Source organism: Streptomyces purpurogeneiscleroticus (assembly GCF_020024005.1).
In the GTDB taxonomy this organism is placed as follows: Bacteria; Actinomycetota; Actinomycetes; order Streptomycetales; family Streptomycetaceae; genus Streptomyces; species Streptomyces purpurogeneiscleroticus.
The window spans coordinates 14,902-38,193 of sequence record NZ_NHSG01000390.1 but is presented as its reverse complement, the minus strand read 5'-3'; the positions used below and the strand labels follow the sequence as shown (position 1 = coordinate 38,193).

20 protein-coding genes are annotated in these 23,292 nt (G+C 71.5%); 6 read left to right on the top strand and 14 right to left on the bottom strand.

The features are described 5' to 3' along the window. Window positions 1-296 precede the first annotated feature (296 nt). The 10 genes from CCS38_RS28595 to CCS38_RS28550 form a co-directional block, all read right to left on the bottom strand. The gene (locus CCS38_RS28595) at window positions 297-1,352 is read right to left on the bottom strand and encodes a slipin family protein (protein WP_223736224.1); all 1,056 of its coding nucleotides are present in this window, start codon (window positions 1,350-1,352) and stop codon (window positions 297-299) included. Between the two features lie 258 nt (window positions 1,353-1,610). Next, window positions 1,611-2,510 carry a S1 family peptidase gene (locus CCS38_RS28590; protein ID WP_223736223.1) on the bottom strand — a complete coding sequence of 300 codons (900 nt, stop codon included), beginning with the start codon at window positions 2,508-2,510 and terminating at the stop codon, window positions 1,611-1,613. Window positions 2,511-2,786: 276 nt separating this feature from the next. Further along, complete coding sequence (locus tag CCS38_RS28585) at window positions 2,787-3,572, bottom strand: DUF1684 domain-containing protein (protein ID WP_223736222.1); 786 nt, start codon at window positions 3,570-3,572, stop codon at window positions 2,787-2,789. Window positions 3,573-3,577: 5 nt separating this feature from the next. Beyond that, complete coding sequence (locus CCS38_RS28580; RefSeq protein WP_223736221.1) at window positions 3,578-4,903, bottom strand: NtaA/DmoA family FMN-dependent monooxygenase; 1,326 nt, start codon at window positions 4,901-4,903, stop codon at window positions 3,578-3,580. Continuing rightward, entirely contained in the window at window positions 4,903-5,937 is a 1,035-nt protein-coding gene (locus tag CCS38_RS28575; protein ID WP_223736220.1) for an LLM class flavin-dependent oxidoreductase, read from the bottom strand. Before CCS38_RS28575 ends, CCS38_RS28580 begins: the two co-directional genes overlap by 1 nt. A gap of 41 nt (window positions 5,938-5,978) precedes the next feature. Continuing rightward, window positions 5,979-6,959: an ABC transporter substrate-binding protein gene (locus tag CCS38_RS28570; RefSeq protein WP_223736219.1), complete on the bottom strand. Its 981-nt coding sequence runs from the start codon at window positions 6,957-6,959 to the stop codon at window positions 5,979-5,981. A 28-nt stretch (window positions 6,960-6,987) separates the two neighbouring features. Continuing rightward, the gene (locus CCS38_RS28565; RefSeq protein ID WP_308050888.1) at window positions 6,988-7,749 is read right to left on the bottom strand and encodes an amino acid ABC transporter ATP-binding protein; all 762 of its coding nucleotides are present in this window, start codon (window positions 7,747-7,749) and stop codon (window positions 6,988-6,990) included. Beyond that, window positions 7,746-8,639 carry an amino acid ABC transporter permease gene (locus CCS38_RS28560; protein ID WP_223736218.1) on the bottom strand — a complete coding sequence of 298 codons (894 nt, stop codon included), beginning with the start codon at window positions 8,637-8,639 and terminating at the stop codon, window positions 7,746-7,748. The genes CCS38_RS28565 and CCS38_RS28560 overlap by 4 nt, the downstream gene beginning before the upstream one ends. Continuing rightward, window positions 8,623-10,473 carry an FAD/NAD(P)-binding protein gene (locus CCS38_RS28555; protein WP_223736217.1) on the bottom strand — a complete coding sequence of 617 codons (1,851 nt, stop codon included), beginning with the start codon at window positions 10,471-10,473 and terminating at the stop codon, window positions 8,623-8,625. Before CCS38_RS28555 ends, CCS38_RS28560 begins: the two co-directional genes overlap by 17 nt. Beyond that, window positions 10,470-11,348 carry an amino acid ABC transporter permease gene (locus CCS38_RS28550; RefSeq protein WP_223736216.1) on the bottom strand — a complete coding sequence of 293 codons (879 nt, stop codon included), beginning with the start codon at window positions 11,346-11,348 and terminating at the stop codon, window positions 10,470-10,472. The genes CCS38_RS28555 and CCS38_RS28550 overlap by 4 nt, the downstream gene beginning before the upstream one ends. 461 nt (window positions 11,349-11,809) lie before the next feature. On the opposite strand from CCS38_RS28550, the gene CCS38_RS28545 reads away from it, so the two are divergent. The 3 genes from CCS38_RS28545 to CCS38_RS28535 all read left to right on the top strand — a co-directional run bounded on the left by CCS38_RS28545 (window position 11,810) and on the right by CCS38_RS28535 (window position 13,987). Then, window positions 11,810-12,313, top strand: coding sequence for a GNAT family N-acetyltransferase (locus CCS38_RS28545; protein ID WP_223736215.1), 504 nt, complete (start codon window positions 11,810-11,812; stop codon window positions 12,311-12,313). Then, window positions 12,310-13,236, top strand: coding sequence for an ABC transporter substrate-binding protein (locus CCS38_RS28540; protein WP_223736214.1), 927 nt, complete (start codon window positions 12,310-12,312; stop codon window positions 13,234-13,236). Before CCS38_RS28545 ends, CCS38_RS28540 begins: the two co-directional genes overlap by 4 nt. A gap of 295 nt (window positions 13,237-13,531) precedes the next feature. After that, window positions 13,532-13,987: a cell division protein SepF gene (locus tag CCS38_RS28535; RefSeq protein ID WP_223736213.1), complete on the top strand. Its 456-nt coding sequence runs from the start codon at window positions 13,532-13,534 to the stop codon at window positions 13,985-13,987. Window positions 13,988-14,038: 51 nt separating this feature from the next. Here the strand turns inward: CCS38_RS28535 and CCS38_RS28530 are convergent, their stop codons facing one another. Beyond that, window positions 14,039-15,229: an acyl-CoA dehydrogenase family protein gene (locus tag CCS38_RS28530; RefSeq protein ID WP_223736212.1), complete on the bottom strand. Its 1,191-nt coding sequence runs from the start codon at window positions 15,227-15,229 to the stop codon at window positions 14,039-14,041. A gap of 130 nt (window positions 15,230-15,359) precedes the next feature. Continuing rightward, on the bottom strand, window positions 15,360-16,985 hold the full coding sequence (locus CCS38_RS28525) for an MFS transporter (protein ID WP_223736211.1): 1,626 nt from the start codon (window positions 16,983-16,985) through the stop codon (window positions 15,360-15,362). A gap of 344 nt (window positions 16,986-17,329) precedes the next feature. Between CCS38_RS28525 and CCS38_RS28520 the strand changes: the two genes are divergently transcribed. Further along, window positions 17,330-18,514, top strand: coding sequence for a glycosyltransferase family 39 protein (locus tag CCS38_RS28520; protein ID WP_223736210.1), 1,185 nt, complete (start codon window positions 17,330-17,332; stop codon window positions 18,512-18,514). A gap of 337 nt (window positions 18,515-18,851) precedes the next feature. Next, window positions 18,852-19,814, top strand: coding sequence for a phosphatase PAP2 family protein (locus CCS38_RS28515; RefSeq protein ID WP_223736209.1), 963 nt, complete (start codon window positions 18,852-18,854; stop codon window positions 19,812-19,814). A 125-nt stretch (window positions 19,815-19,939) separates the two neighbouring features. On the opposite strand, the gene CCS38_RS28510 is transcribed toward CCS38_RS28515, so the two are convergent. Then, window positions 19,940-20,155: an I78 family peptidase inhibitor gene (locus CCS38_RS28510; protein WP_223736208.1), complete on the bottom strand. Its 216-nt coding sequence runs from the start codon at window positions 20,153-20,155 to the stop codon at window positions 19,940-19,942. A gap of 484 nt (window positions 20,156-20,639) precedes the next feature. Here CCS38_RS28510 and ctaD point away from each other — a divergent pair, with 484 nt between their 5' ends. Then, window positions 20,640-22,337: an aa3-type cytochrome oxidase subunit I gene (gene ctaD, locus CCS38_RS28505; RefSeq protein WP_223736207.1), complete on the top strand. Its 1,698-nt coding sequence runs from the start codon at window positions 20,640-20,642 to the stop codon at window positions 22,335-22,337. On the opposite strand, the gene CCS38_RS28500 is transcribed toward ctaD, so the two are convergent. Beyond that, window positions 22,306-23,262, bottom strand: coding sequence for a helix-turn-helix transcriptional regulator (locus tag CCS38_RS28500; RefSeq protein WP_223736206.1), 957 nt, complete (start codon window positions 23,260-23,262; stop codon window positions 22,306-22,308). The genes ctaD and CCS38_RS28500 overlap by 32 nt on opposite strands. Window positions 23,263-23,292 lie beyond the last annotated feature (30 nt).

Here is a 23,292-nt window from a genome sequence, read left to right as displayed (position 1 = left end):
GAGGGTCTGCGTCCGGAGTTCCGGACACGGACGTGCACGGACCGACGGTCGCGTCCATGCCAATGCGCGCCGCCGAGTATTCCCACCCGTCACAGGCGCGCACAAGACCGGGTTCCGGTCTTGCGTACGACGATTCACCGTTCGTCCACGGTTTCTGCACACCGATATCCGTGCATGCCCCTCCCCTGTCCGGTATAGAGCACACACGGTGAACAGCAGATGATCAGCGCGCAGTGACTCAGCGCGCAGTGACGCTGACGCTCCCGCGCTCCCCCACGCGTCACGCGGTCACCGCGTCACTTCGCGGTGCCGTCCCGCGGTGCCTCGTCCCGCGGCGCCCCCTCGACCTCGGGCACCTCCACCTCCGGAATCTCGACGCCCGGGACCTCCACCCCCGGCAGTTCGAGGCCGGGCAGCTCCTCCTCCGCCGCGTCCAGCGGGATCTTCTCGCGGCCCACGGCCTCCCTGGGCACGTCCTCCCGCGTCACGCGTTCGCTGCGCGGCTCTTCCGGGCGCGCGTCCTCGGGCTCCGGCGCCCGGCCGCCGTTCCCGCCCCGCGCCCGCTCGTACGCCTCCGTCTGCGCCTTGGCCTGGAGGCCGGAGCGCTCCAGGAAGCGGAGCAGTTCGACGGGGAAGGGCAGGACGAGCGTGGAATTCTTCTCCGCCGCGACCGCGACGACGGTCTGCAGCAGCCGCAGTTGCAGCGCGGCGGGCTGGTCGGACATCTGCTGGGCGGCCTCGGCCAGCTTCTTGGACGCCTGCAGCTCGGCGTCGGCGTTGATCACCCGGGCCCGCCGGTCGCGGGCCGCCTCCGCCTGCCGGGCCATCGACCGTTTCATGGTCTCCGGCAGCGAGACGTCCTTGATCTCCACCCGGTCGATCTGCACGCCCCAGCCCAGCGCGGGGCTGTCGATCATGACTTCCAGGCCCTGGTTGAGCTTCTCCCGGTTGGAGAGCAGATCGTCCAGGTCGCTCTTGCCGATGATCGAACGCAGCGAGGTCTGGGCCACCTGGGAGACGGCGAAGCGGTAGTCCTCGACGCGGATGACCGCGTCGGCGGCGTCCACGACCTTGAAGTAGACCACCGCGTCCACCCGGACCGTGACGTTGTCGCGGGTGATGCCCTCCTGGGCCGGCACCGGCATCGTGACGATCTGCATGTTGACCTTGCGCATCCGGTCGACGACCGGGACGATCATGGTGAATCCCGGTTCGCGTACGGATGAGGCCAGCCGCCCGAGCCGCAGCACCACACCGCGTTCGTACTGCTTGACCACGCGGGCCGCCGCCATGACGTACACCGCGCCCGCCGCGGCCAGCGCCACGCCGGTGGTGACCAGTTCCTCGACCATCACGGCCCCCTAGACAGAGCTGCCCAGCCGTCCGAGTCGCACGTAGTTACACGGTATGCCCGGTTGCCGGAGCGGTCGAGTCCCGGGCGGGCGCCGCACGTCAGCCGCACGCCGGCCGCACGTCAAAGGGCCCCCGCTCGCCGCGGCGAGCGGGGGCCTACTGCTGCTGGCTGCAGTCCAGTGGCGCAGTATTCCTCAGTACGTGCGGAGTGCCGAGAACACTCATCCGGCCATGGGGAAGGGCCGGGGCGTGCGTGCTCAGTACACGCTGACGCCGTAGGCGCTCAGCGCCTCGGTGACCGGCTGGAAGAACGTGGTGCCGCCGGAGGAGCAGTTGCCGCTGCCGCCGGAGGTCAGGCCGAGCGCCTTGGTGCCGGAGTACAGCGGGCCGCCGCTGTCGCCGGGCTCGGCGCAGACCGTGGTCTGGATCATGCCGTAGACGACGTCGCCGCCGCCGTAGTTGACGGTCGCGTTCAGGGCGGTGACGCGGCCGCTGTGGGTGCCGGTGGTGGAACCGCGGCGGGTGACGGTCTGACCGACGGACGGGGTGCCGGCGCTGGTGATGTCCTGGCCGCCGACGGTGCCCTCGTGCGAGACGGAGCCGGTGTACTTGATGATGCCGTAGTCGTTGCCGGGGAAGCTGGAGCCGGCGGTCGGGCCGATCAGCGCGCCGCTGCCGGTGGTCCATGACGAGCTGCCCTCGGTGCAGTGGCCTGCGGTGAGGGCGTAGTAGGTGCCGCTGCTGTTGCGGACGTTGAAGCCCAGGGAGCAGCGCGAGCCGGACGTGTAGATCGCGTCGCCGCCCGATATGTACTTCTCGAACTTCCCGGCCGTGCGCTCGAAGCTGAGGGCGCTGGCGTTCACGCCCGCCGCCTTCTTGATCTTCGCTATCTCGGCCTGGGAAACGGTCTTGTCGACCGTGACGACGACCTTGTTCGTCGCCTTGTCGACCCGCCATGCGGTACCGGCGACGTCGGCCGCGCGGACCGAGTCGTCGGCCGCGGACAGCTGCGTGGCACTGAACGTGGTGGCCGGTTGCACGTCGGCGCTGGCACTGGGTACGGCCACTGCGCCTGCGACGAGAAGGCCGGACGCCACGGCGATCAGCCGGGTGCGTCTGGTGACGCCGCTGCGGGGGGTGGTGCGCTCGTTCCTCACTTCTTCCTCCGAGGGGAATCGGGGGTCGCCTGTGGGCGGCCCGTGAGGCGCAGCCAGGCAGCACGGGTTCCGTTTTCCACGTGCCCCTGACAAGCGCTGAGACGGGAGTCTGGAGTGTCCGGGCGCGGTGCGCAAGAGGCTGTTTCCGGTCCGGGGCATGACGGATGGCCCCGGCAGCGCGGTTACCTGCTGCCGGGGCCGTCGTTCCGACCCCCTCGGTCGGATCTTCGACGTGCGGCCCGCCGATCCGGTTCCTGCGCGGCGGGGCCGGGCGCCTCATCCGCCGCTGAGCTGCCGTTCTCCGGCGCGCAGCGCGAACGGGAGGGTGTTGCCCGGCGGCGGGAACGGGCAGATGAAGTGGTCCGCGAAGGCGCAGGGCGGCAGCAGGGTGCGGTTGAGATCGACGGTGACGGTGCCGTCGGCGGCGGGCGCGGGCGGCCGCAGGAACCGGAATCGGTAGCTCTCGATGCCGCTGGTGGCGTCCGCGAGCACGGCCCACAGCGAGCCGTCGGGCTCCACCGCGGCCTGCAGGATGTGCTCCTCGCCGTCGACGGTGAAGGCGAGTTCGCCGCCGAGGCCGAGGCCCCGCTCCCGGCCGTCGGCGTTCGGCACCTGGACCGTGCGCCCCTGCTCGTACGGGCGGAACCGGCCGGTCAGCCGCCACCGCGCGTCGTACGGGAAGGCGTCGATCCCGGCGAAGGCGCGCAGCGCCTCGGAGTGCGGGTCGAAGACGCGGACGGCCCACAGGCCCTCGCGCCGCAGGACCACCAGCCGCCGGTCGCCGTGCGTGACGCGGGCCGTCTCCGGACCGCTGTCCGCACCGAGGCGCGCCTCGCCGTCGAGCGGTACGCCGTCCACCCGCAGCCCGTCCTCGGCTCCGGCGGTCAGAAGGACCGCGTCACCGTCCTCGGCCCACCGTCCCGGTACCCCCTCGATGCGGCCGCCGGGCCGGTCGGCGAGCCAGTACGTGCCGGTCAGCGCCAGGGGGCCGGTCGGTCCGGAGACGGTCCGCTCGCGCTCGGCGTGCCAGGCCCGCCAGTCCTTCTCTGCTTCCGTGCTCATGGTCATCAACCCTTCCATACCGGGCGCGCCGCGGGCCTCGGCAGTCCCAGGTGGGAGCGGAGCGTGCCGCCCTCGTACTCCGTACGGAACGCGCCGCGCTCCTGCAGCAGCGGTACGACCCGGTCCACGAACTCGTCCAGGCCGCCGGGGGTGAGATGCGGTACGAGGATGAAGCCGTCGGCCGCGCCGGCGGTCACGAAGGCGTCCATCTCGGCCGCGACCGTCTCCGGAGTGCCGATGAAGGACTGCCGGCCGGTCGCCTCGATGACGGTCTCGCGGAGGGACAGCCCCTTGGCCCCGGAGAGCGCGCGCCAGCGGTCGGCGATCTCCTGGGGGTCGCCGAGCCGGGTCCGCCCCTGGGTGAGCTTGGGATCGGGCTCGGGGTCGAAGTCGGGGAGCGGGCCGTCGGGGTCGAGGTGGGAGAGGTCCACGCCCCAGACCTGTCCCGCGGTGAGCAGCGCGTTCTGCGGAGAAACCTGCTGGCGGCGGATGTGGTGGGCCTTCTCCTGGGCCTCGGCCGCGGTGTCGCCGAGCACGAAGGTGACGCCCGGCATGATCTTCAGCGAGTCGTGCGTACGGCCGTGCGCGGCCAGCCGCCCCTTGACGTCGGCGGAGAAGGCGCGGCCCGCCTCCAGCGTGCCGTGCCGGGTGAAGATCACGTCGGCGGAGGAGGCGGCGAAGTCCCGGCCCGCCGGGGAGTCCCCGGCCTGGATGACGACGGGGTGGCCCTGCGGGCTGCGCGGCACGGTGAATTCGCCATGGATGTCGAAGTGCTGCCCACTGTGCGCGAATGGGCGGGGCGTCCCGTCCTCGGACCAGGAGTCCCACAACTCGCGTGCGGTGGCGACGAATTCGGCGGCCCGGGTGTAGCGGTCCGCGTGGTCCAGATAGCCGCCCCGCCGGAAATTCTCACCCGTGAACGCGTCGGAGGAGGTGACCACGTTCCAGGCGGCCCGGCCGTCGCTGAGGTGGTCCAGCGTGGCGAGCCTGCGGGCCAGTTCGTACGGCTCGTTGAAGGTCGCGTTGACGGTGGCGGCCAGGCCCAGCCGTTCGGTGACCGCGGCCAGCGCGTTCAGCACGGTGAGCGACTCGGGCCTGCCCACCACGTCCAGGTCGTGGATGCGGCCCTTGTGCTCGCGCAGCCGCAGCCCTTCGGCGAGGAAGAAGAAGTCGAACAGGCCGCGTTCGGCGGTGCGGGCCAGGTGCACGAAGGAAGCGAAGTCGATCTGGGACTGGGACCTGGGGTCCTGCCAGACCGTTGTGTTGTTCACACCCGGGAAGTGGGCGGCCAGGTGCAGCCGCTTGCGTGCAGGGGTACGGGAGGTGGTCATCAGGATGCCTCTCCGGTGCGGACGGCGGCGTAGCGGCTGACCGGGCGCTCCAGCCCGAGGTGGTCGCGCAGGGTGGCGCCCGGGTAGGAGCGGCGCAGCAGGCCGCGCCGGCGGAGTACGGGGACCGTGCCCTCGACGAGGTGGGCGAGATCGCGTTCGGGATCGGCGGGCCGGAGGTGGAAGCCGTCGGCCGCTTCGGTGGTGTGCCAGTCGGTGAGCAGCTCGGCGAGCCCGGCCGCGTCCCCCGGCGCCGACAGCTCGACCGGCAGCGAGGCCAGCACCCGCAGCCGGTCGGGAACCCGCCCCCACTCCTCTGCACGGGCGCGCAGTTCGGCACGGACCGTCGCCGCGGTGTCGGGGTCCTCCGCGCGGACCAGCGCGACGTCGGCGCGGGCCGCCGCGGTCTCCCGGGCCGCGTCCTCGGTGGCGTCGACGACGATGACGGGCCGGCCCTGCGGGGGCCGGGGAACGATGGAGGGACCGCGTACGGTGAACGGCTCGCCGGTGGACGAGGTGCCGCGGAAGTCGACGTAGTGCAGCTTGCCGCGGTCGATGAATCGGCCGGTCGCGGCGTCCCGGATCTCCGCGTCGTCCTCCCAGCTGTCCCACAGCCGCCCCGCCACGTCGGCCACGTCGGCGGCCTCCCGCCACAGCGCGTCGGCGGGCGCTGCCGGGCGGCGCCCGAAGAGCGCGGCCTCGGCCGGGGTGCGCGACACGTCGGCCCGCCAGCCGGCCCGGCCGCGGCTCACCCAGTCCAGGGTCTGCACGGCGGTGGCGACGTGGAACGGCTCGGTGTGGGTGGTGGTCACCGTCGGGACCAGGCCGATGTGTTCCGTGTGCGGCGCGACCCGGGCCAGTACGGCGAGGGCGTCCGGTCCCGGCCGGGCGAAGGTGTCGCCGAGCGTGACGAAGTCGAGGGCTCCGCGCTCGGCGAGCCGGGCGAGGCGTACGTAGTGCGCGGCGTCGAACGGGCCCGGCGCGTCAGGGGTGTCGAGGGCGACCGCGAGGTGCGGCAGCCGCTGGGATACGGACATGAGTGTGCCCCTTCCGTTGCGGCGGACAGGATCCGGTGTGGTCATCGCGCGGTCCTGGGCAGTCCGCGCGGGTTGATCTCCGACTTCCGCACGGCCTCGTTCTCCAGGCCCCAGCGGGCGAGCACCTTCTTGTAGGCGCCGTTGTCGATGACGTGCTGGAGCGCCGCGGCATAGGGCCCGACCAGCCCGTTGCCCTTCTTCGTGGTGGCGGCGATCTTGCCCTGCACCTGGTCGCCGCCGCCGGAGAAGGTGCCGACGATCTCGGTCTGTCCGGCGGTCGCGACGTGGTACGCGGAGGTCGGGTTGGGCCCGAAGTAGGCGTCGATGCGGCCGGACTGGAGGGCGAGGTAGTAGTCGGAGGTGTTCTGGTAGTACTTGATGTCGACCGGCTTGCGGCCCGCCTTCTCGTTCTCCTCGCTCCAGTCCACGAGGATCTTCTCCTGGTTGGTGCCGGAGCCGACGGCGATCTTCTTGCCCGCGACGTCCGCCGCGCCGCGCACCTTCCAGTGGCTGCCCTTGCGGGCCTCCATGGCCAGTTCGTCCAGCCGGTAGGTGGCGAAGTCGTACTTCTCCTTGCGTTCCTCGGTGACGGTGACGTTGGAGAGGACGCCGTCGAGCTTGCCGCTGTCCAGACCGACGAAGAGGTTCTCCCACGACAGCGCGTGGAAGCGGGGCGTGAGGCCCAGCGTGTCGGCGACGAGGGTGGCGAGGTCCCGTTCGACGCCGATCAGGGTGCGGTCGTCGGTGGCGTAGAAGCCCAGCGGCGGGTTGCTGCCGGTGCTCAGGCCGAACTGGAGGGTGCCGCGCTCGCGAACTTCGGCGGGCACCTGTGCGGCGATCTTCGGGTCCTTCCCGACGTGGATGCGATTCTGGTCCGGGCCGGTGTTGATCTTCAACTTGCTGTTGCCGCCGCCTCCGGGCGGGGCGTCCAGCGGCGCCGCCTCGCCCTTCCCGCAGGCGCTCAGCAGCAGCAATCCGGCGGTGAGCGCGAGGGCGGCGGTCAGGGCGCGGCGGCGGTTCACGGGCGTGCTCCTTCTGGTGCGTGGCATGTCAGAGGACCTTGGAGAGGAAGGCTTTGGTGCGCGCGTGGCGCGGCGCGTCGAGTACCTGGGAGGGCGGGCCCTGTTCGACGATGCGCCCCTCGTCCATGAAGACGACGGTGTCGGCGACCTCGCGGGCGAAGCCGATCTCGTGAGTGACGACGATCATCGTGGTGCCCTGGTGCGCGAGGTCCTTGATGACGTCGAGGACCTCGCCCACCAGCTCCGGGTCGAGCGCCGAGGTCGGCTCGTCGAAGAGCAGCAGCTTCGGTTCCAGGGCGAGGGCGCGGGCGATGGCCACCCGCTGCTGCTGGCCGCCGGAGAGCTGCTTGGGGTAGGCGTCGGCCTTGTCGGCGAGGCCGACGCGTTCGAGCAGCCGCCGCGCTGTGGCCTCGGCGTCCTTCCGGGACTTCTTCAGGGCCGAGACGGGTGCCTCGGTGATGTTCTCCCGCACGGTCAGATGCGGGAAGAGATGGAAGTTCTGGAAGACGAAGCCGATGTGTGTGCGCTGCTTGAGGATCTCGCGCTCGCGCAACTCGTACAGCTTGTTGCCGGAGCGCCGGTACCCGACCAGCGCGCCGTCCACACTGACCTGGCCGCTGTCCACCTTCTCCAGATGGTTGACGGTCCGCAGCAGTGTGGACTTGCCGGACCCGGACGGGCCGAGTACGACGGTGACCTCGCCGGTCCGGACAGTGAGGTCGATGCCGCGCAGCACCTCCACGGACCCGAAGCTCTTGGTCACGGACCTGATGTCGACCATCGCGGTCATCGCGTGGCCCCCTTTGCGAAGTGTCGTTCGATGTAGTGCTGGAGTACGGAGAGGGCGCCGGTGAGCAGGACGTACCAGACGGTGGCGACCATCAGCAGGGGCACGACCCGGCCGTTGCGGCCGTAGACGACCTGGACCTGGTAGAAGAGTTCGCCGATCGCCATGACGGAGACGATCGAGGTGCCCTTGAAGAGGGAGATGACCTCGTTGGCGGCGTTCGGCAGGATCGCGCGCATGGCCTGGGGCAGCACGATGCGCCGCAGTTGGCGCAGCCGGGGAATGCCGAGCGCGGCGGCGGCCGCGAGCTGGCCGCTGTCCACGGCGAGGACGCCGCCGCGCACGATCTCCGCCGCGTAGGCGGCCTGGTGCAGGGCGAGCCCGAGGACGGCCGCGCTCATGGCGCCGACCAGGTTGACCGTCTCGAAGGAGAGGAAGCCGGGGCCGAACGGGATGCCGATGTCGATCCGCTTGTAGAGGTAGGCGAGGTTGAACCAGAACAGCAGCTGGACGATGAGCGGGACCGCGCGGAACACCCAGATGTAGCCGGCCGCCACCGCCTTCAGGAACGGGCTGTCCGACAGCCGCATGAAGGCCAGTACCAGGCCGAGCAGAAAGCCCAGCGCGGTGCCGTAGAGGGTCAGTTGGAGGGTGGTGCCCACCGCGCGCAGGATCGTCTCCGTGGTGAAGAACTGCGCGAACACCCCCCACTCCCAGCCGGGGTTGGTGACCAGGCCGTGCACGAACTGGGCGAGCAGTACGGCGGTGAGGGCGATGGCCACCCAGCGCGCCGGGTGGCGTACCGGTACCACCTTCAGGGCAGGGGGGTCGGCGCTCTGCGGCGCGGCGCGCTCCGGGGCGTCGGCGGCGGGTGCGTCACTGGTCAGCGGCATGGGAGTCCTTGGTCGTGCGGGCGGCGAGAAAGGTGAGCAGGGTGCGCGCCGTGGCGTCGTTCTGGCGGAAGGAGGGGGCGTTGGTACCGGGGCGGGTGAAGGCCCCGGAGGCGCGCGCGTCGGTGTGCGGGCCGAGCGCGAAGCGGCGCGGATGGGCCCGGCCGGTACGGTCCAGGACCCGGCCGTCCGCGACGTCCACGCGCAGCAGTCCGCCGGGCGTGGCAGCGGCCCCGTCGGCGTACAGGCCGCGCAGCAGCGCGTCCCGGCTGTGTACGACGGAGGGTTCGGGGAGCCGGGCCTCGACCAGCGCGCGGGCGGTGACCTCGGCGCCGGGCAGGCTCGCACTGCGCGCCCGGAAGCGGCCGCTCTCCGCGTCAGCGGTGACCGAGACGTCGGCGCCGAGGAACTTCACGACGCCGGCCCGGGAGAGCGCGAGCAGCTGCCGCAGCCGGGGCCCGGGCGGCCCGGAGGCGAGGTAGCTGAAGAAGCCGTGCCACCACGGGCCGCGGTCGCCGATCCGGGTCAGCTGCCCGTAGACGGAGAGCAGCGCGAGGAAGACGGCCTGGTCGGGGCTGTATGCCGGGTCGTGGCGACGGTCCAGGTCGGCCTGGATGTATGCGCGCAGGCCGTCCTGGAGCGCCGCCTCGCTGCCGAAGCGCACGCCGTCCAGCGGGTGGTCGAGCGCTTCGAGGTCGAGGCGGTCGGCGGGATCGGGCACGGAGGCGGCGACCAGGGCCTGCAGGGCGGCGCTGCCGAAGTCGGTGGCCGCGTACTTCTCCTCGAAGTCGGTCCAGTGGACGGCCGTGCGCTCCGGGTGGGCGGTGAACAGCCGGTGGTAGTGGGCGAATCCCAGCTCCTTGGCGATCAGCGGCCACACGTCCCGGGTGAAGTCCGCACCGCCGGGCCGGGCGAGCAGCGCGTCCACCTCCGCCGGCCCGAAGAACCGCGGCAGCGGCGGCCGTTCGCCCGTCCAGCCGTACCCGATCTTGGAGTGGTACGGCACGCCGCGCCGCGACCCGGCGTACAGCACCGGCTCCTCGCCCGAGGGCAGATACGCGAGCTCCCCGTCGGGCCGGGTCAGGTAGCGGCCGCCACGGCCCTCGGTGAGCAGGATCATCAGGTCGACGAAGGCCAGGCCCATGCCCCGCACCAGTACCGGTTCGCCCGCCCGCAGCCCGGACAGATCGCTGTCGGCGGTGAAGTCCGGCGGCAGATACGTCAGTCCGCGCTCGGCGGCGAAGGCGGCCAGCGCCCGCTGTTCCGGCGGTGGTTCGGCGCCGAGGTGGCCGAGGGTGAGCACGACGAGGTCGGCGACGAGCGGGGCGGGGCGGCCCGCCAGCCAGACCTGCTGGCGGCCGTCGCGCGGGCCCGCGACGCGGACGGCGCGCTGCCGGTGCTCGTGCACGGCGACGCCCGGCGGCAGCTCCGCGACCGTCCGCGCGTACACCCACTCCAGGTAGCCGCTCTGCAGCCGGCGGCCGGCGAAGTCCCGCGGCCCGAGCGCACCGGCCGCGTCCGCCAGGCCGGGCGCCACGTCGACGGCGCCGTCCCTGACCTGCTGCGCCCAGCCGGCCAGCGTGGGCCCCGGGCGGACCGGCCCGGCCATCTCCACCGAGTCGTCGGTGAACATCGTGACGTCCTCGGCGGTGGAGTTCATCCACAGCAGCGGGGACTGGTCGTGCCGCCAGATCCGGCCGCCGCCGGGCGGGTGCGGGTCGACGAGGTGGATGTCCAGCTCCCGGTCGCCGTACAGCTCCGCGGCGTTGGCGGCGATCCGCTCCAGCAGTCCGGTCCCCCGCGGCCCGGCTCCCACGATCACCAGGGACGGCCTCATCGGGTGCGCTCCGCGCCGCGCCCGTAGTGCCGCTCGACGTAGTACTGGCCCACGCTGAGCAGCGAGGTGATCAGTACGTACCAGAGGGTGGCGACCAGCAGCAGCGGGATGACCTGGTAGGTGCGGTGGTAGACCAACTGGACGGAGTACAGCAGGTCCTGGACGGCGATGACGCTGACGATCGAGGTGCCCTTGAGGGTGCCGATCAGCATGTTCCCGGCGGGCGGCACGATCGAGCGCATCGCCTGCGGCAGCACGATCCGCAGACCGCGGCGCCACCGGCTCAGGCCGAGGGACTGCGCGGCCTCCAGCTGGCCGCGGTCGACGGAGAGGATGCCGCCGCGGACGACCTCGGCGGCGTACGCGGCCTCGTGCAGGGTGAGGCCGATGAGGGCGACGGTGAGCGGTCCGAGGAGGTTGACGGTCCTGACGCCGAGGATGTGCGGGTACAGCGCTCCGATGTTGAACCAGAACAGCAGCTGCACCAGGATCGGCATGGACCGGAACAGCCAGACGTAGCCCCACGCGACGCCTCTGAGCACGGGGTTGGCGGACAGCCGCATCGCGGCGAGCAGCGTGCCGAGCGCGAAGCCGAGCACCATGACCAGCGCGGTGAGCCAGAGCGTGAGGCCGAGGCCGCGCAGCACGGCGGTGGTGAGGAAGTACCCGGCGACCACGTCCCACTGGAACGCGTCGTTGCGGACGACGGAGGTGGCGGCGAGCGCGAGCAGCGCCAGGACGAGGGCGGCGGCGGCCCATTGGCCGGTGCGGCGGCGCGGGACGATGCGGGGCGCCTCGGCGGCGCCGGATCTCACGGGCGGCGGTGCCGGGGCAGGGGTGTCGAGGGTGCCGGAGGCCGGCTGTACGGAAGGCATGCGAAGGCTCCGTGGATGCAGAGATCGAACACGGGAGTTGAGCGCCTTCACACAGGCTCGAGAACCGGTCGCGCCCCTCAGCACGGCCGGTCCTTGAGGCTATGACGTGGGTACCGCGCGCTGTCAACCCTGTCCATACTCCGAGAATCGAATCTCAGAGGCAGTTGACGCAGAAACGGATGCCTGCTCCACTTGGCCGCATGTACTCATGGCAGCGGCTGGTCACACGCGACCACATCGACTTCGGTCGAGTGTGGTCGTCGTCCTGTTGAGCTGACCCCCTGCCCGCCCGCCGCCTCCTCCGGCCGGGCCGTTTCGCGGTTCTGATCCGTCTTCGCTGATCCCGCCGCGCCTTCACACACTTTTCCGCGCCTCCCCTCGGCGCACTTCTCCCGCTCTTCCCCTGTTCCTTCGGCCTGCTCGAAGAAGGGCGCAACGCCATGCGCTTCGGCGCCACGACAATGACGAACACTGACCTGACGGTGCGTCACACCACGGTCACCGACCCGCTCGCCCGCCCTCTGCTGGCGGATCTGACGCACGAATACAGCACCCGCTACCAAAAACCCGTGGACCTGGACCGGGAGTACCCACCGGAGGAATTCGCCCCGCCCGGCGGCGCGTTCCTCCTGCTCCTGGAGAGCGGCCGCCCGGTGGCCGGCGGCGCGTACCGCCGGTACGACGCCACCACCGCCGAACTCAAGCGCATCTGGACCGACTCGGCACACCGCCGCCGGGGCCTGGCCCGGCAGGTGCTGCGCGTCCTGGAGGCCGACGCGGCGAGCCGCGGATACGTGCGGCTGTATCTGACCACCGGGCCCCGGCAGCCGGAGGCCAAGGGCCTGTACCTGGCGGCCGGTTACCGCCCGCTCTTCGACCTGACGGCCGACCCGGAGTCGATCGGCCCGCTGCCGTTCGAGAAGGACCTCCCGGCCGCCCACCCCCTGGAGACCCGGAACCCATGAGCCCGAACGCCACCGGAGCCGCCGTACTGCTCGCCGCCGCGGCCCTCGCCCTGACCTCCTGCGCCGCGCCGAAGCAGACGGCGAACACGGCCGGCGCGGCCGAGGAGAAGATCCCCACCACCGATGTGGTCAAGGACGTCGCGCAGGACCCGGCCGCCGCGAAGCTGCTGCCGGAGGCCGTACGCGAGCGCGGCACGCTCACCCTCGCGACAAGCGTCGGCTCGCCGCCCGGCGCGGCCTATCTGCCGGACGGGAAGACCGTGGCCGGCCAGGACATCGACTTCGCCGACGCCACGGCGAAGGTCCTCGGGCTGCGCATCGACCGCGAGGTGGCGAGCTTCGAAGCGATCCTGCCCGCGCTCGGGAGCGGCAAGTACGACCTGGGGACCGGCAATTTCGGCGTCACGAAGGAGCGCCGGAAGACCGTCGACTTCGTCACGTACATCAACGACGGGCAGGGCTTCGCGGTCCGCGACGACAGCCCGCTGAAGAAGGTCACCGACCTGACGCAGCTGTGCGGCCGGACGGTGGCGACCTCGGCGGGCACGACCTTCGAAGCGACGCTGGAGGCGAACCGCGCGAAGTGCGCGCGGGCGGGCGAGCAGCCGTACGAGGTGAAGACCTACGCCGACCAGGGCGCGCTGTGGATCTCCCTTCAGCAGGGCCGCAGCGATGTCGTCATGAGCACCATCAACGGGCTGCGCTACGCGGTGCGGCAGCAGCAGGGGCTGCGCTTCCTCAACGAGTACCAGCGTCTCGACGTGGGTTTCGCCTTCAAGAAGGGCAGCGCGCTCACGCCTGCTTTCCGGGCCGCGGTGAACCGGCTGCAGAAGGACGGCACGTACGACCGCATCCTGAAGAAGTGGGGCACGAGCAGTTCGGCGATCGACGCCTCCCGGATCAACCCGCCGGCGAAGGGATGACGGCCATCGGCTGACCGGTCGGCGCGCATATGCCTTGGTCCCCTCCTTGCGGACCCATTCTTTCCGGTATGTTTCACTCTGTCCTGCCGGAGGGGGCCAAGGGGGCGCGCACCCCGTGTGACACCCTTCGCACAGTCAGTTCGCGGTCGTCGCCTCGAAGCTGACGCTGTGCCATCCTCATTGCACCAGATGTGTCACGAACCCCCCATGCGGCGGCTATCCACTTGGCACATCATCCGCGTCATGGCCGACCATAGAGGGGCGGACAGCACACCGCGGGAGAGAGGAGGCGTCCATGGGATCGGTGCGCAAGGCGAGTGCGTGGCTTGGCCTCGTCGACGACAACGATGACGAGCGTTACTACGACGACGACTACGCCGAGGGGTCCGAGGCCGAACAGACGGGCGGCAACTCCTGGGTGACCGACCCCCGCGTGCGGGTGGCCGACCAGACCGCGCAGCAGCAGGGCACCCGGATCGCCACGATCACGCCGGACGGCTTCCGGGACGCCCGCGGGATCGGCGAGCTCTTCCGGTCCGGTGTGCCGGTCATCGTGAACCTCACGGCCATGGAGTCCACCGACGCCAAGCGCGTCGTCGACTTCGCCGCGGGGCTGACCTTCGGGCTGCGCGGCTCCATCGAGCGCGTGGCGACCCGCGTTTTCCTTCTCACCCCGCCCGACTACCGGATCGTGAGCGGCGGCGAGGCCACGGGCCGCGGCCGCCAGGGCGGGTTCTTCAATCAGAGCTGAGGGTTCTCTTGCGGATCGGCCGAGGCCGGTCCGCAAGAGGACGCCGGCCGCTCAGCCCCGGAAGGCGTCGAGCCCCGTCAGCGCCTTGCCCAGCACCAGCTGGTGCATCTCCACGGTGCCCTCGTAGGTGAGCACCGATTCCAGGTTCGTCGCGTGCCGCATGACGGGGTACTCCAGCGAGATCCCGTTCGCGCCCAGGATCGTGCGCGACGTACGGCAGATCTCGATCGCCTCCCGCACATTGTTGAGCTTGCCGAAGCTGACCTGCTCCGGGCGGAGCTTCCCCGCGTCCAGCCGGCGCCCCAGGTGGTGCGCGAGCAGGACGCCCTTGTGCAGCTCGACCGCCATGTCGGCGAGCTTGCCCTGGGTGAGCTGGAAGCCGCCGATCGGCTTGCCGAACTGCTCGCGGGTCTTCGCGTACTCCAGCGCCGCGTCGAAGCTGGCGCGGGCCGCGCCCATCGCGCCCCAGACGATGCCGTACCGGGCGTGGCTGAGGCAGCTGAGCGGCCCGCGCAGCCCGGTGACCTCGGGGAGCACCGCGTCGGCGGGCAGCCGTACGTCGTCCAGGACCAGCTCGCTGGTGACCGAGGCGCGCAGCGACCACTTGTGCTTGATCTCGGGGGCGGAGAAGCCGGGGGCGTCGGTGGGCACGACGAAGCCGCGGACGCCGTCCTCCGTCTGCGCCCAGACGACCGCGACGCCGGCCACCGAGCCGTTGGTGATCCACATCTTGCGGCCGTTGAGCACCCAGTCCGTACCGTCGCGCTTGGCGTGGGTACGCATGTTCGCGGGATCGGAGCCGTGGTCGGGCTCGGTCAGGCCGAAGCAGCCGATGATCTCGCCGGCCGCCATCCCCGGCAGCCACTGCTGCTTCTGCTCCTCGGAGCCGAAGCGCCGGATGGCGTACATGGCGAGCGAGCCCTGTACGGAGACCAGCGAGCGGATGCCGGAGTCGGCGGCCTCCAGCTCCAGGCAGGCCAGGCCGTACTGGACGGCGGAGGCGCCCGCGCAGCCGTAGCCGGTGAGCGACATGCCGAGCGCGCCGATGGAGCCGAGCTCGCGGGCCAGCTCCCGGATGCCGGGCAGCTCGCCGTCCTCGTACCACTGGGCGATGTGCGGCAGCACGCGGTCGGCGGCCCACTGGCGGACCGTGTCGCGGACGGCCTTGTCCTCGTCGGTGAGCAGGTCGTCGATGCCCAGCGGGTCGGCCGGGTCGAAGGGCGGCAGGGTGGATGCGGACATGAGGATGTGCCTCCTGCGGCTGCGCGAAAAACTAGCAGTGGTAGTTATTGCTCACGGCAGACGTTACGACGCGCACGGGCGCGCCACAAGAGGGCCCGCGACCGGGCCGGCACAGGAAGAGAGGCGGCGCTCAGCGCCCGGAGGCCGCGGGGGCCGGCTCGGCATCGTGGCCCGGACCCGGCGCTTCCCCGTCGGCGCGCTCCGTCGCGTCGGCCACCCGCCGCGGCAGCCGCAGCGCGATCGCCGCACCGACCAGCAGCAGCACCGCGCTGGCCACGAGCGTGACGTGCAGACCGTGCACGAAGGACGCGCGGGCCGCCTCGCGCAGCGCGTGCCGCGCGTGCGCCCCGAGGCCGCCGGCCACCTGGTACGCCTCGCCGAGCGAGTGCCCGGCCGCGCGGCTCGCGCGGTGCGGCACACCGGCGACGCGGTGCAGGCCGGGCGCGTAGACGGCGTTCATGACGCTGCCGAGCACGGCCACGCCGATGCCCGCGCCGAGCTGGTAGGAGGTCTCGCCGATGGCCGCCGCTCCCCCGGACGCCTCGGCGGGCGCCTCGCTGAGCATCGACTCGTACGCGCCGAAGAGCGTGGACTGGAAGCCGAAGCCGAGCAGCACGAACCCGGCGGACAGCTGCCAAGGATGGTCCTCCGTGCCCAGCGCGGTCAGGCACAGCACCGCGACGGCGGTGAGCACGAAGCCCGCCGAGACCATCACCCGCGGGCCGAGCACCTGCAGCATCCGCGAGCCGGTGAGCCCGGCCGCCATCGCGGCGAAGACCAGTGGCAGCATCCGCAGCCCGGTCTCCAGGGGGCTCATGCCGAGCACGAGCTGGAGGTACTGCACGGCTATGAGCTGCAGTCCGACCAGGGCCAGCATCGCCAGCACGATGCAGCCGACGGACGTGCCGAAGGCCGGGCGGGCGAAGAGCCGCATGTCGATCAGGGGGTGTTCACGGCGTCGCTGCCGGTGCACGAAGAGGGCCAGCAGCACCACCCCGACCAGCATCGGACAGAGCGTCGTCCAGCCCACGACGTGCTCGCCGCTGCCGATCCGCTTCACGCCGAGCACCAGGCCGAGCACGCCGAGCGCCGCGATGACCGCGCCGAGGACGTCCCAGGGGCCGTTCCGCTCGCCCCGGGACTCCGGCAGCAGCCAGCGGCCGACCAGCAGCATCACGGCCATCATCGGGATGTTGATGAGGAAGACCGAGCCCCACCAGAAGTTCTCGACCAGGAAGCCGCCGAGCACCGGGCCGACGGCCGCGCCGACCGCGGCGACCGCGCTCCACACGCCGATGGCCACGGCCCGCTCGCGCCGGTCGGGGAAGACCTGGCGCAGGATCGACAGCGTCGCCGGCATGATCATCGCGCCGCCGACGCCCAGCAGGGCTCTGGCCACGATGAGGATCTGCGGGTTCGGCGCCAGGGCGGCGCCGGCCGAGGCGATCGCGAAGAGTCCGTAACCGAAGAGCAGTATCCGGCGTCTGCCGACTCTGTCGCCGAGCGTCCCGAAAAGGATCAGCAGGGACGCCGCGATGAGCGGATAGACGTCGACGATCCAGAGCAGTTCGACCGGACCCGGTCGCAGGTCCTCGGTCACGGCCGGCACGGCGACGTACAGAATCGTCGTGTCCAGGGCGACGAACAGCAGGCTGACGCAGAGCACGATCAGCACGGTCCAGCGGTTCGCGCCGCCGCCGCGATGCCGGGTGACACCAGTCGTCCGCTTCTTGCCGGACGTGGTCGTCCCGGACATGTACGCACCTCCTGTCGAGCACTCGCAGCCGCGCACGACGGCACGACGAACACCCCGGGGGAACCGGCGGCACGGGCGAGTTGTGAAGAAAGCCTACGCGAGTCGCCGGGCGGGACACATGGCTCACCTCACGATGAGACGCTCATCGCAAGGGCCGGTGGTTCCCATACCCACTGGACAGGGCACTGGCTACCATTCGCCGCCGACTCCTTCGGGGGACCCGTGCACCCCCTGGAACGGACCGGCGCGACCCCCCTGCTGCCACGGACCGGCGCACCCCCGGCGCCCGCTCCGATCCGGCCATCGTGCCGCCACGGCCCCCGGCCACCTGGATAATCGGATTGATGACCGATCTCGCTTTCTCCGCCACCGCGGATCCGGCCGCGGCAGGCAGAGGCGCCGGGGCCGCGCTGCGCCGTGCCGCGCCCGCCCTGGCGGCGTACGCGGCGATCCGTCTGCTGGGCCTCGTGGTCCTCGCCGCCTGGTCGGCAGCGGCCGGCAAGGACTGGCAGACGCTCCTTTCGGCCCGCTGGGACTCGCTCTGGTACACCCGCGTCGCCGAGCACGGCTACGGCTACGCCGTCCAGCTGCCCGGCGGCGAGGTGCACTCCAATCTCGCCTTCTTCCCGCTGCTGCCGTGGCTGGAGCGCGTTCTCTCGGCGCTGCTGCCGCTGTCGGCGGCCGGTGCCGGGCTGCTGGTGAGCGCGGCCGCCTCGGTGGCCGCCGCGTGGGCGCTGTACGCCACGGGCGAGCGGCTGCACGGCCCGCGGGCCGGGGTGACGCTGGCCGCGCTGTGGGCGGCGGTCCCGATAGGCATCGTGCAGTCGATGGCGTACTCGGAGGCGCTCTTCACCGCGCTCGCGGCCTGGGCGCTGTACGCCGTACTGACCGGCCGCTGGGTCTGGGCGGGCGTGCTGACGTCGCTGGCCGGGCTGACCCGGCCGGTGGGCGCAGCGGTCGTCGCGGCCGTGTGGGCCGCCGCGGCGCTCCACCTGTGGCGCGAGCGGTCCCGCGAGGGCCGGGTGGCCTGGCGGCAGCACGGCCGGCTGCTCGCCGGGGTGGCGCTCGCCCCGCTCGGCTGGTGCGGCTTCTTCCTGTGGGTGGCCGCCCGCGAGGGCAGCCTCACCGGCTACCTCGACGTCCAGGCGGGCTGGAACAACGGCTTCGACGGCGGCCTCGCCTTCGCCGCCTTCACCTGGCGGCTGCTGACGGGACCGGCGTGGCCCGCCGCGCTCGCGCTGATCGCGGGCGTCGCCGCGGTGCTCTGGCTGTACGCGCTCGGCGTGCGGCAGGGGCGGCCGGTGCCGCTGCTGGTCTACGGCGGCCTGGTGCTGGGGCTGGCGCTGACCGCCAAGGGCTACTTCGGGTCCAAGCCGCGGCTGATGCTGCCGGCGTACCCCCTGCTGCTCCCGCCGGCCGCCGCGCTGGCCCGGTGGCGCCCCCGGTACACCGCCGCGGTCCTCGGTGTCCTCGCGGCGGGCTCGGCGGTGTACGGCGCGATCTGGCTGAACGGCTCGGGCCCGCCGTGACCGCGGGCCGACCGGCTCCGGCCCCGCGCGCGGCCGGACCGGCGAACACATCGTGACGCCCCGGGAAATACACGATAAACGCGGCCGGAGAAATGCATTCAGCCTCTTGGACGCGCGTCCACACGGATGCCCCGCGGCCGAAAGAGCGATTTAGTGAATTCTCTTGGCAGGGCCCTGGCGAATGGCTTGTTTGAGACGCATTCCACATCACATCGTCATTACAAAGCGGACGGTTTGACCAAGCACCTACATCACACGCGGTAACGTCGATTGAGTGCGTACCGATGAGAAGCCCGACCAGAGGGAAGGGCGCCCGAGCGAGCGCGCCCGGCCGTATATGACACGAACACGCCACTGGCTGTTCGGCGGCACCGTGGCGGTCTATGCGGCGATCGTGCTCGGCGTGCTGACGACTTCCTGGCTGGTCACCCTCGACTGGCAGGTCATGCTGTTCCGGCCGTACAAGCAATGGCCGGACATCCACGCCTTCCTCGACTACTTCGTGGTGCTGGGCCAGCGCGGCCCCACCGCGGTCGCCGTGGGCGCATGGCTGGTCTGGCGCTGCTGGCGGCAGAAGAACCTCCACCCGATGCTGGTGCTGGGCGTCGCCCTGCTGATGCTCAACGTCACCGTGGGTGCCGCGAAGATCGGCATGGGCCGGCTCGGGCCGCACTACGCGACCGCCATCGGCACCAATGAGATGTGGCTCGGCGGCGATATATTTCCGTCGGGGCACACCGCGAACGCCGTGGTGACCTGGGGCGTCCTTTCGTATCTGGCGACCACGCCGCTGCGCCGCAGGATCCTTTCGGTGATCGCCGCGCTCGGCGCGCTCGGCGTCGGCATGACCACGGTGTACCTCGGTACCCACTGGGTCAGCGACGTGCTGCTGGGCTGGGCCGCCGGCCTCCTGGTGCTGCTCGCGCTCCCCTGGTGCGAGCCGGGCATGGCCTGGGCCGAGGCCCGGCTGATGGCGGCCCTGTGGCGGCTGCGTGACCGGCTCGGCGGCGCGGCACAGCCCCTCCCGGTACCGGCGAGCCCGGCGGGCGTCACCGCCGGCGTCTCCCGCCAGCGGGCGGTCGCCGAGGACGGCGTCCTGGTCCGCGAGCCGGCGGTGGCCGGCGGCCGGCAGGGCCGGTCCCCGGACACCTGGCCGCACCACCCCGCCCGCCCGCACACCACGCGCTCGGAGCGCACTCCGGTCACCCCCTCGGGCAGCCGAAGACCGCCGCACGCGGACCGCGCCCCGCGCACCGCACCGGTCACCACGACCGTCCGCGGCCGCTCGCAGGGCAGCTGACACGGCAGACGTGCGGGGACGGTACGCACACCCCCGCACAGCACGGCCCCGGCGGCTCCACTCACGGAGCCGCCGGGGCCGTCGTCGTACGGGAAGTACCGGGGGGACAGCGAAGCGCGGGCCGCTCAGCCCTTCCAGGACTTGCTCACGGTGCCGTCCTGCACCTCGAAGTTCAGCCGGCCCGCCATGTACTCCATGGTGATGATCGCGCCGGGCGGCAGTGACCTGACGGTGCTCCAGCCCCGCGCGCGGGCCTGTTCCTCGGCCTGCTGCTGCTCCAGACCGACATAGGTCTCGAGGTCGTCGTCCGGGTCTTTCGGAAGGTTCGGTACTGGCGCCATGGCGCCACCGTATGCCTCTCCCGCGGTGCACGGAAGGGCCTTCCTGACACACCGGAGTGTTCCCGGGGTCCGGCATTGGTCACACTTCTGTCACAGCCCGTCGAGGCCGGTTTAGCGCCACTTCCGTCACCCGAACGAGCCGCCCCGGTATCACTTCGGCAACGGAAAAAACCGGCCCGATTTCCCCCTCATCGGTTTCCTCGAACCCACCCGCGCAACTCCCGTCGCGCCTCGGAAATCAATCGCCCGGCGACGTCGCATTCCCCTTACCCGATACGCAATATCGGGCGTCCCGTAATCCGCCGACGACACACACACCGCTCACATTTCCCGCACATCCAGCCGGGGGCCCGGACAGGCCGACGCCCCCTCGCGCGAAGGCCGTTGGGGCGCGCATCATGAAGCGAGCTCCAGTACGTCCTGCCGTCGGGGCGCACCCTCGGTCACGCCCTGGTTTGCCCGGTCGACGAACGAGGTGGCGCGGATGGGAACAGTGGTACAGAAGGCGAGCGCCGGCCCCGTCGCGGCCCGCCGTCCCGGCAAGGTCGTGGTGGACTGGCTGACGACGACGGACCACAAGAAGATCGGCCATCTCTACCTGGTCACGTCGTTCGGCTTCTTCCTCTTCGGCGGGGTGCTGGCGCTGGTGTTACGCGCCGAGCTGGCCCGGCCCGGGTTACAGCTGATCACCAACGAGGAGTACAACCAGGCGTTCACGCTGCACGGCACGATCATGCTGCTGCTGTTCGCCACCCCGGCCTTCGCGGGCTTCGCCAACGAGATCATGCCGCTCCAGATCGGCGCGCCCGACGTGGCCTTCCCCCGGCTGAACATGCTCTCGTACTGGTTCTTCCTCTTCGGCGGGCTGATCGTGGTGGGCTCGCTGCTCACCTCTTCCGGCGGCGCGTCCTTCGGCTGGACCGCGTACGCACCGCTGAACTCCATGGTCCGCTCCCCCGGTATCGGGCACGACATGTGGATCATGGGGCTGGCGCTGTCCGGCTTCGGCACGATCCTGGGCGCGGTGAACTTCCTGACCACGATCATCGGGATGCGGGCGCCGGGCATGACGATGTTCCGGATGCCGATCTTCACCTGGAACGTGCTCTTCACCTCGATCCTCGTCCTGGTCGCCTTCCCCGTGCTCGCGGCGTCGCTGCTGGTGCTGGAGGCGGACCGGCGGTTCGGCTCGGTGGTCTTCGACGCGGAGTGGGGCGGAGCGCTGCTGTGGCAGCACCTCTTCTGGTTCTTCGGCCACCCGGAGGTCTACATCATCGCGCTGCCGTTCTTCGGCATCGTCACCGAGATCATCCCGGTCTTCTCCCGCAAGCCGATCTTCGGGTACACCATGCTGATCGCGGCGACGATGGTGATCACCGCCCTGTCGCTGATGGTCTGGGCGCACCACATGTTCGCCACCGGGGCCGTGCTGCTGCCGTTCTTCTCGTTCATGTCCTTCCTGATCGCGGTGCCGACGGGCGTGAAGTTCTTCAACTGGATCGGCACGATGTGGCACGGCTCGCTGTCCTTCGAGACACCGATGCTGTGGTCGGTCGGCTTCCTGGTGAGCTTCCTGTTCGGCGGCCTGACGGGAGTGATCCTGGCGTCGCCGCCGCTGGACTTCCACGTGACCGACACTTACTTCGTGGTGGCCCACTTCCACTACGTCGTCTTCGGCACGGTGGTCTTCGCGACGTTCGCGGGCTTCTACTTCTGGTGGCCCAAGTTCACCGGCAAGCTGCTCGACGAGCGGCTGGGGAAGATCCACTTCTGGACGCTCTTCGTCGGCTTCCACGCCACCTTCCTCGTCCAGCACTGGCTGGCCGTGGAGGGGATGCCGCGCCGGTACGCCGACTACCTCGCGGCCGACGGCTTCACGGCGCTCAACACCGTCTCCTCCATCGGTGCCTTCCTGCTGGGCGCCTCCACCCTGCCGTTCCTCTACAACGTCTGGAAGACGGCCAAGTACGCGCCGAAGGTCGACGTGGACGACCCGTGGGGCTTCGGCCGCTCCCTGGAGTGGGCCACTTCCTCGCCGCCGCCGCGGCACAACTTCCTCACCATGCCGAAGATCCGTTCCGAGTCCCCGGCCTTCGACCTGCACCATCCGGCGACGGCCCGCAGCGAACTGACGGAGGAGGACGCGCGGCTCAGGCCGACGCCCGGGACAAGCGGTCCCTGATCTCCCGTATCCGCTCCAGGAGTTCGGGCGGCTCGCGGACCTCGAAGTCGAAGCCGGTCATCATCAGGAACACGACCAGCGCGTCCGGGTTCGCCGCGCCGGCCCGCAGCAGGCAGCTGCGGCCGTCCACCGCCTCCAGCGTCCCGGCCATGGGCGAGACGCGCTGCGCGGCCTCCTCCAGCGGCACGTGCAGCAGCACGGTCGCGGACACCGCGTACACGGCGCTGGAGACGCCCTCGGAGACATAGGCCGCCAGGTCCTCGGCGGGCGGCGTACGGGGCGCCACGCGCGGCCCGTGCGGCGGGGTGGGGGTGATCCGGTCGGCGCGGAAGGTGCGCCAGTCCTCGCGTCCGGTGTCCCAGGCGACGAGGTACCAGCGGCGCTGGGCGCTGACCAGGCGGTGCGGCTCGACGGTGCGGCGGCTGACCGTGCCGTCGTGCGACGCGTACTCGAAGCGCAGCTGCTGACTGTCCCGGCAGGCGGCGGCCAGTTCGGTGAGCACGGCGGCGTCCACGCGCGGCCCCGCGCCGTTCACCAGGGGAACGGTGAAGGTGTTCAGGGTGGAGACGCGGCGCCGCAGCCGGGCCGGGAGCACCTGCTCCAGCTTGGCGAGCGCGCGGACGGAGGTCTCCTCGATGCCCGCGACGCCGCCGGCCGCCGCGGTGCGCAGACCGATGGCGACCGCCACGGCCTCGTCGTCGTCCAGCAGCAGCGGCGGGAGCTCGGCGCCCGCACCCAGTTGATAGCCCCCGGCGGTGCCGGGGGCCGAGTGCACGGGATAGCCGAGCTCCCGCAGCCGTTCGATGTCGCGCCGTACCGTACGCGGCGTCACGCCCAGCCGGTCGGCAAGGTCGGCGCCGGACCATTCACGGTGGGCCTGCAGCAGTGAGAGCAGGCGGAGCAGGCGTGCCGAGGTCTCCAACATGTGCCGGATTCTGGCAGCAGTTGCGGACAA

Coding starts and splice junctions, on each gene's coding strand:
- CCS38_RS28595 (WP_223736224.1), bottom strand. CDS start 1,352: ATGGTCGAGGAACTGGTCACCACCGGCGTGGCGCTGGCCGCGGCGGGC.
- CCS38_RS28585 (WP_223736222.1), bottom strand. CDS start 3,572: ATGAGCACGGAAGCAGAGAAGGACTGGCGGGCCTGGCACGCCGAGCGC.
- CCS38_RS28580 (WP_223736221.1), bottom strand. CDS start 4,903: ATGACCACCTCCCGTACCCCTGCACGCAAGCGGCTGCACCTGGCCGCC.
- CCS38_RS28575 (WP_223736220.1), bottom strand. CDS start 5,937: ATGTCCGTATCCCAGCGGCTGCCGCACCTCGCGGTCGCCCTCGACACC.
- CCS38_RS28565 (WP_308050888.1), bottom strand. CDS start 7,749: ATGACCGCGATGGTCGACATCAGGTCCGTGACCAAGAGCTTCGGGTCC.
- CCS38_RS28560 (WP_223736218.1), bottom strand. CDS start 8,639: ATGCCGCTGACCAGTGACGCACCCGCCGCCGACGCCCCGGAGCGCGCC.
- CCS38_RS28555 (WP_223736217.1), bottom strand. CDS start 10,473: ATGAGGCCGTCCCTGGTGATCGTGGGAGCCGGGCCGCGGGGGACCGGA.
- CCS38_RS28550 (WP_223736216.1), bottom strand. CDS start 11,348: ATGCCTTCCGTACAGCCGGCCTCCGGCACCCTCGACACCCCTGCCCCG.
- CCS38_RS28545 (WP_223736215.1), top strand. CDS start 11,810: ATGACGAACACTGACCTGACGGTGCGTCACACCACGGTCACCGACCCG.
- CCS38_RS28540 (WP_223736214.1), top strand. CDS start 12,310: ATGAGCCCGAACGCCACCGGAGCCGCCGTACTGCTCGCCGCCGCGGCC.
- CCS38_RS28535 (WP_223736213.1), top strand. CDS start 13,532: ATGGGATCGGTGCGCAAGGCGAGTGCGTGGCTTGGCCTCGTCGACGAC.
- CCS38_RS28530 (WP_223736212.1), bottom strand. CDS start 15,229: ATGTCCGCATCCACCCTGCCGCCCTTCGACCCGGCCGACCCGCTGGGC.
- CCS38_RS28525 (WP_223736211.1), bottom strand. CDS start 16,985: ATGTCCGGGACGACCACGTCCGGCAAGAAGCGGACGACTGGTGTCACC.
- CCS38_RS28520 (WP_223736210.1), top strand. CDS start 17,330: ATGACCGATCTCGCTTTCTCCGCCACCGCGGATCCGGCCGCGGCAGGC.
- CCS38_RS28515 (WP_223736209.1), top strand. CDS start 18,852: ATGACACGAACACGCCACTGGCTGTTCGGCGGCACCGTGGCGGTCTAT.
- CCS38_RS28510 (WP_223736208.1), bottom strand. CDS start 20,155: ATGGCGCCAGTACCGAACCTTCCGAAAGACCCGGACGACGACCTCGAG.
- ctaD (WP_223736207.1), top strand. CDS start 20,640: ATGGGAACAGTGGTACAGAAGGCGAGCGCCGGCCCCGTCGCGGCCCGC.
- CCS38_RS28500 (WP_223736206.1), bottom strand. CDS start 23,262: ATGTTGGAGACCTCGGCACGCCTGCTCCGCCTGCTCTCACTGCTGCAG.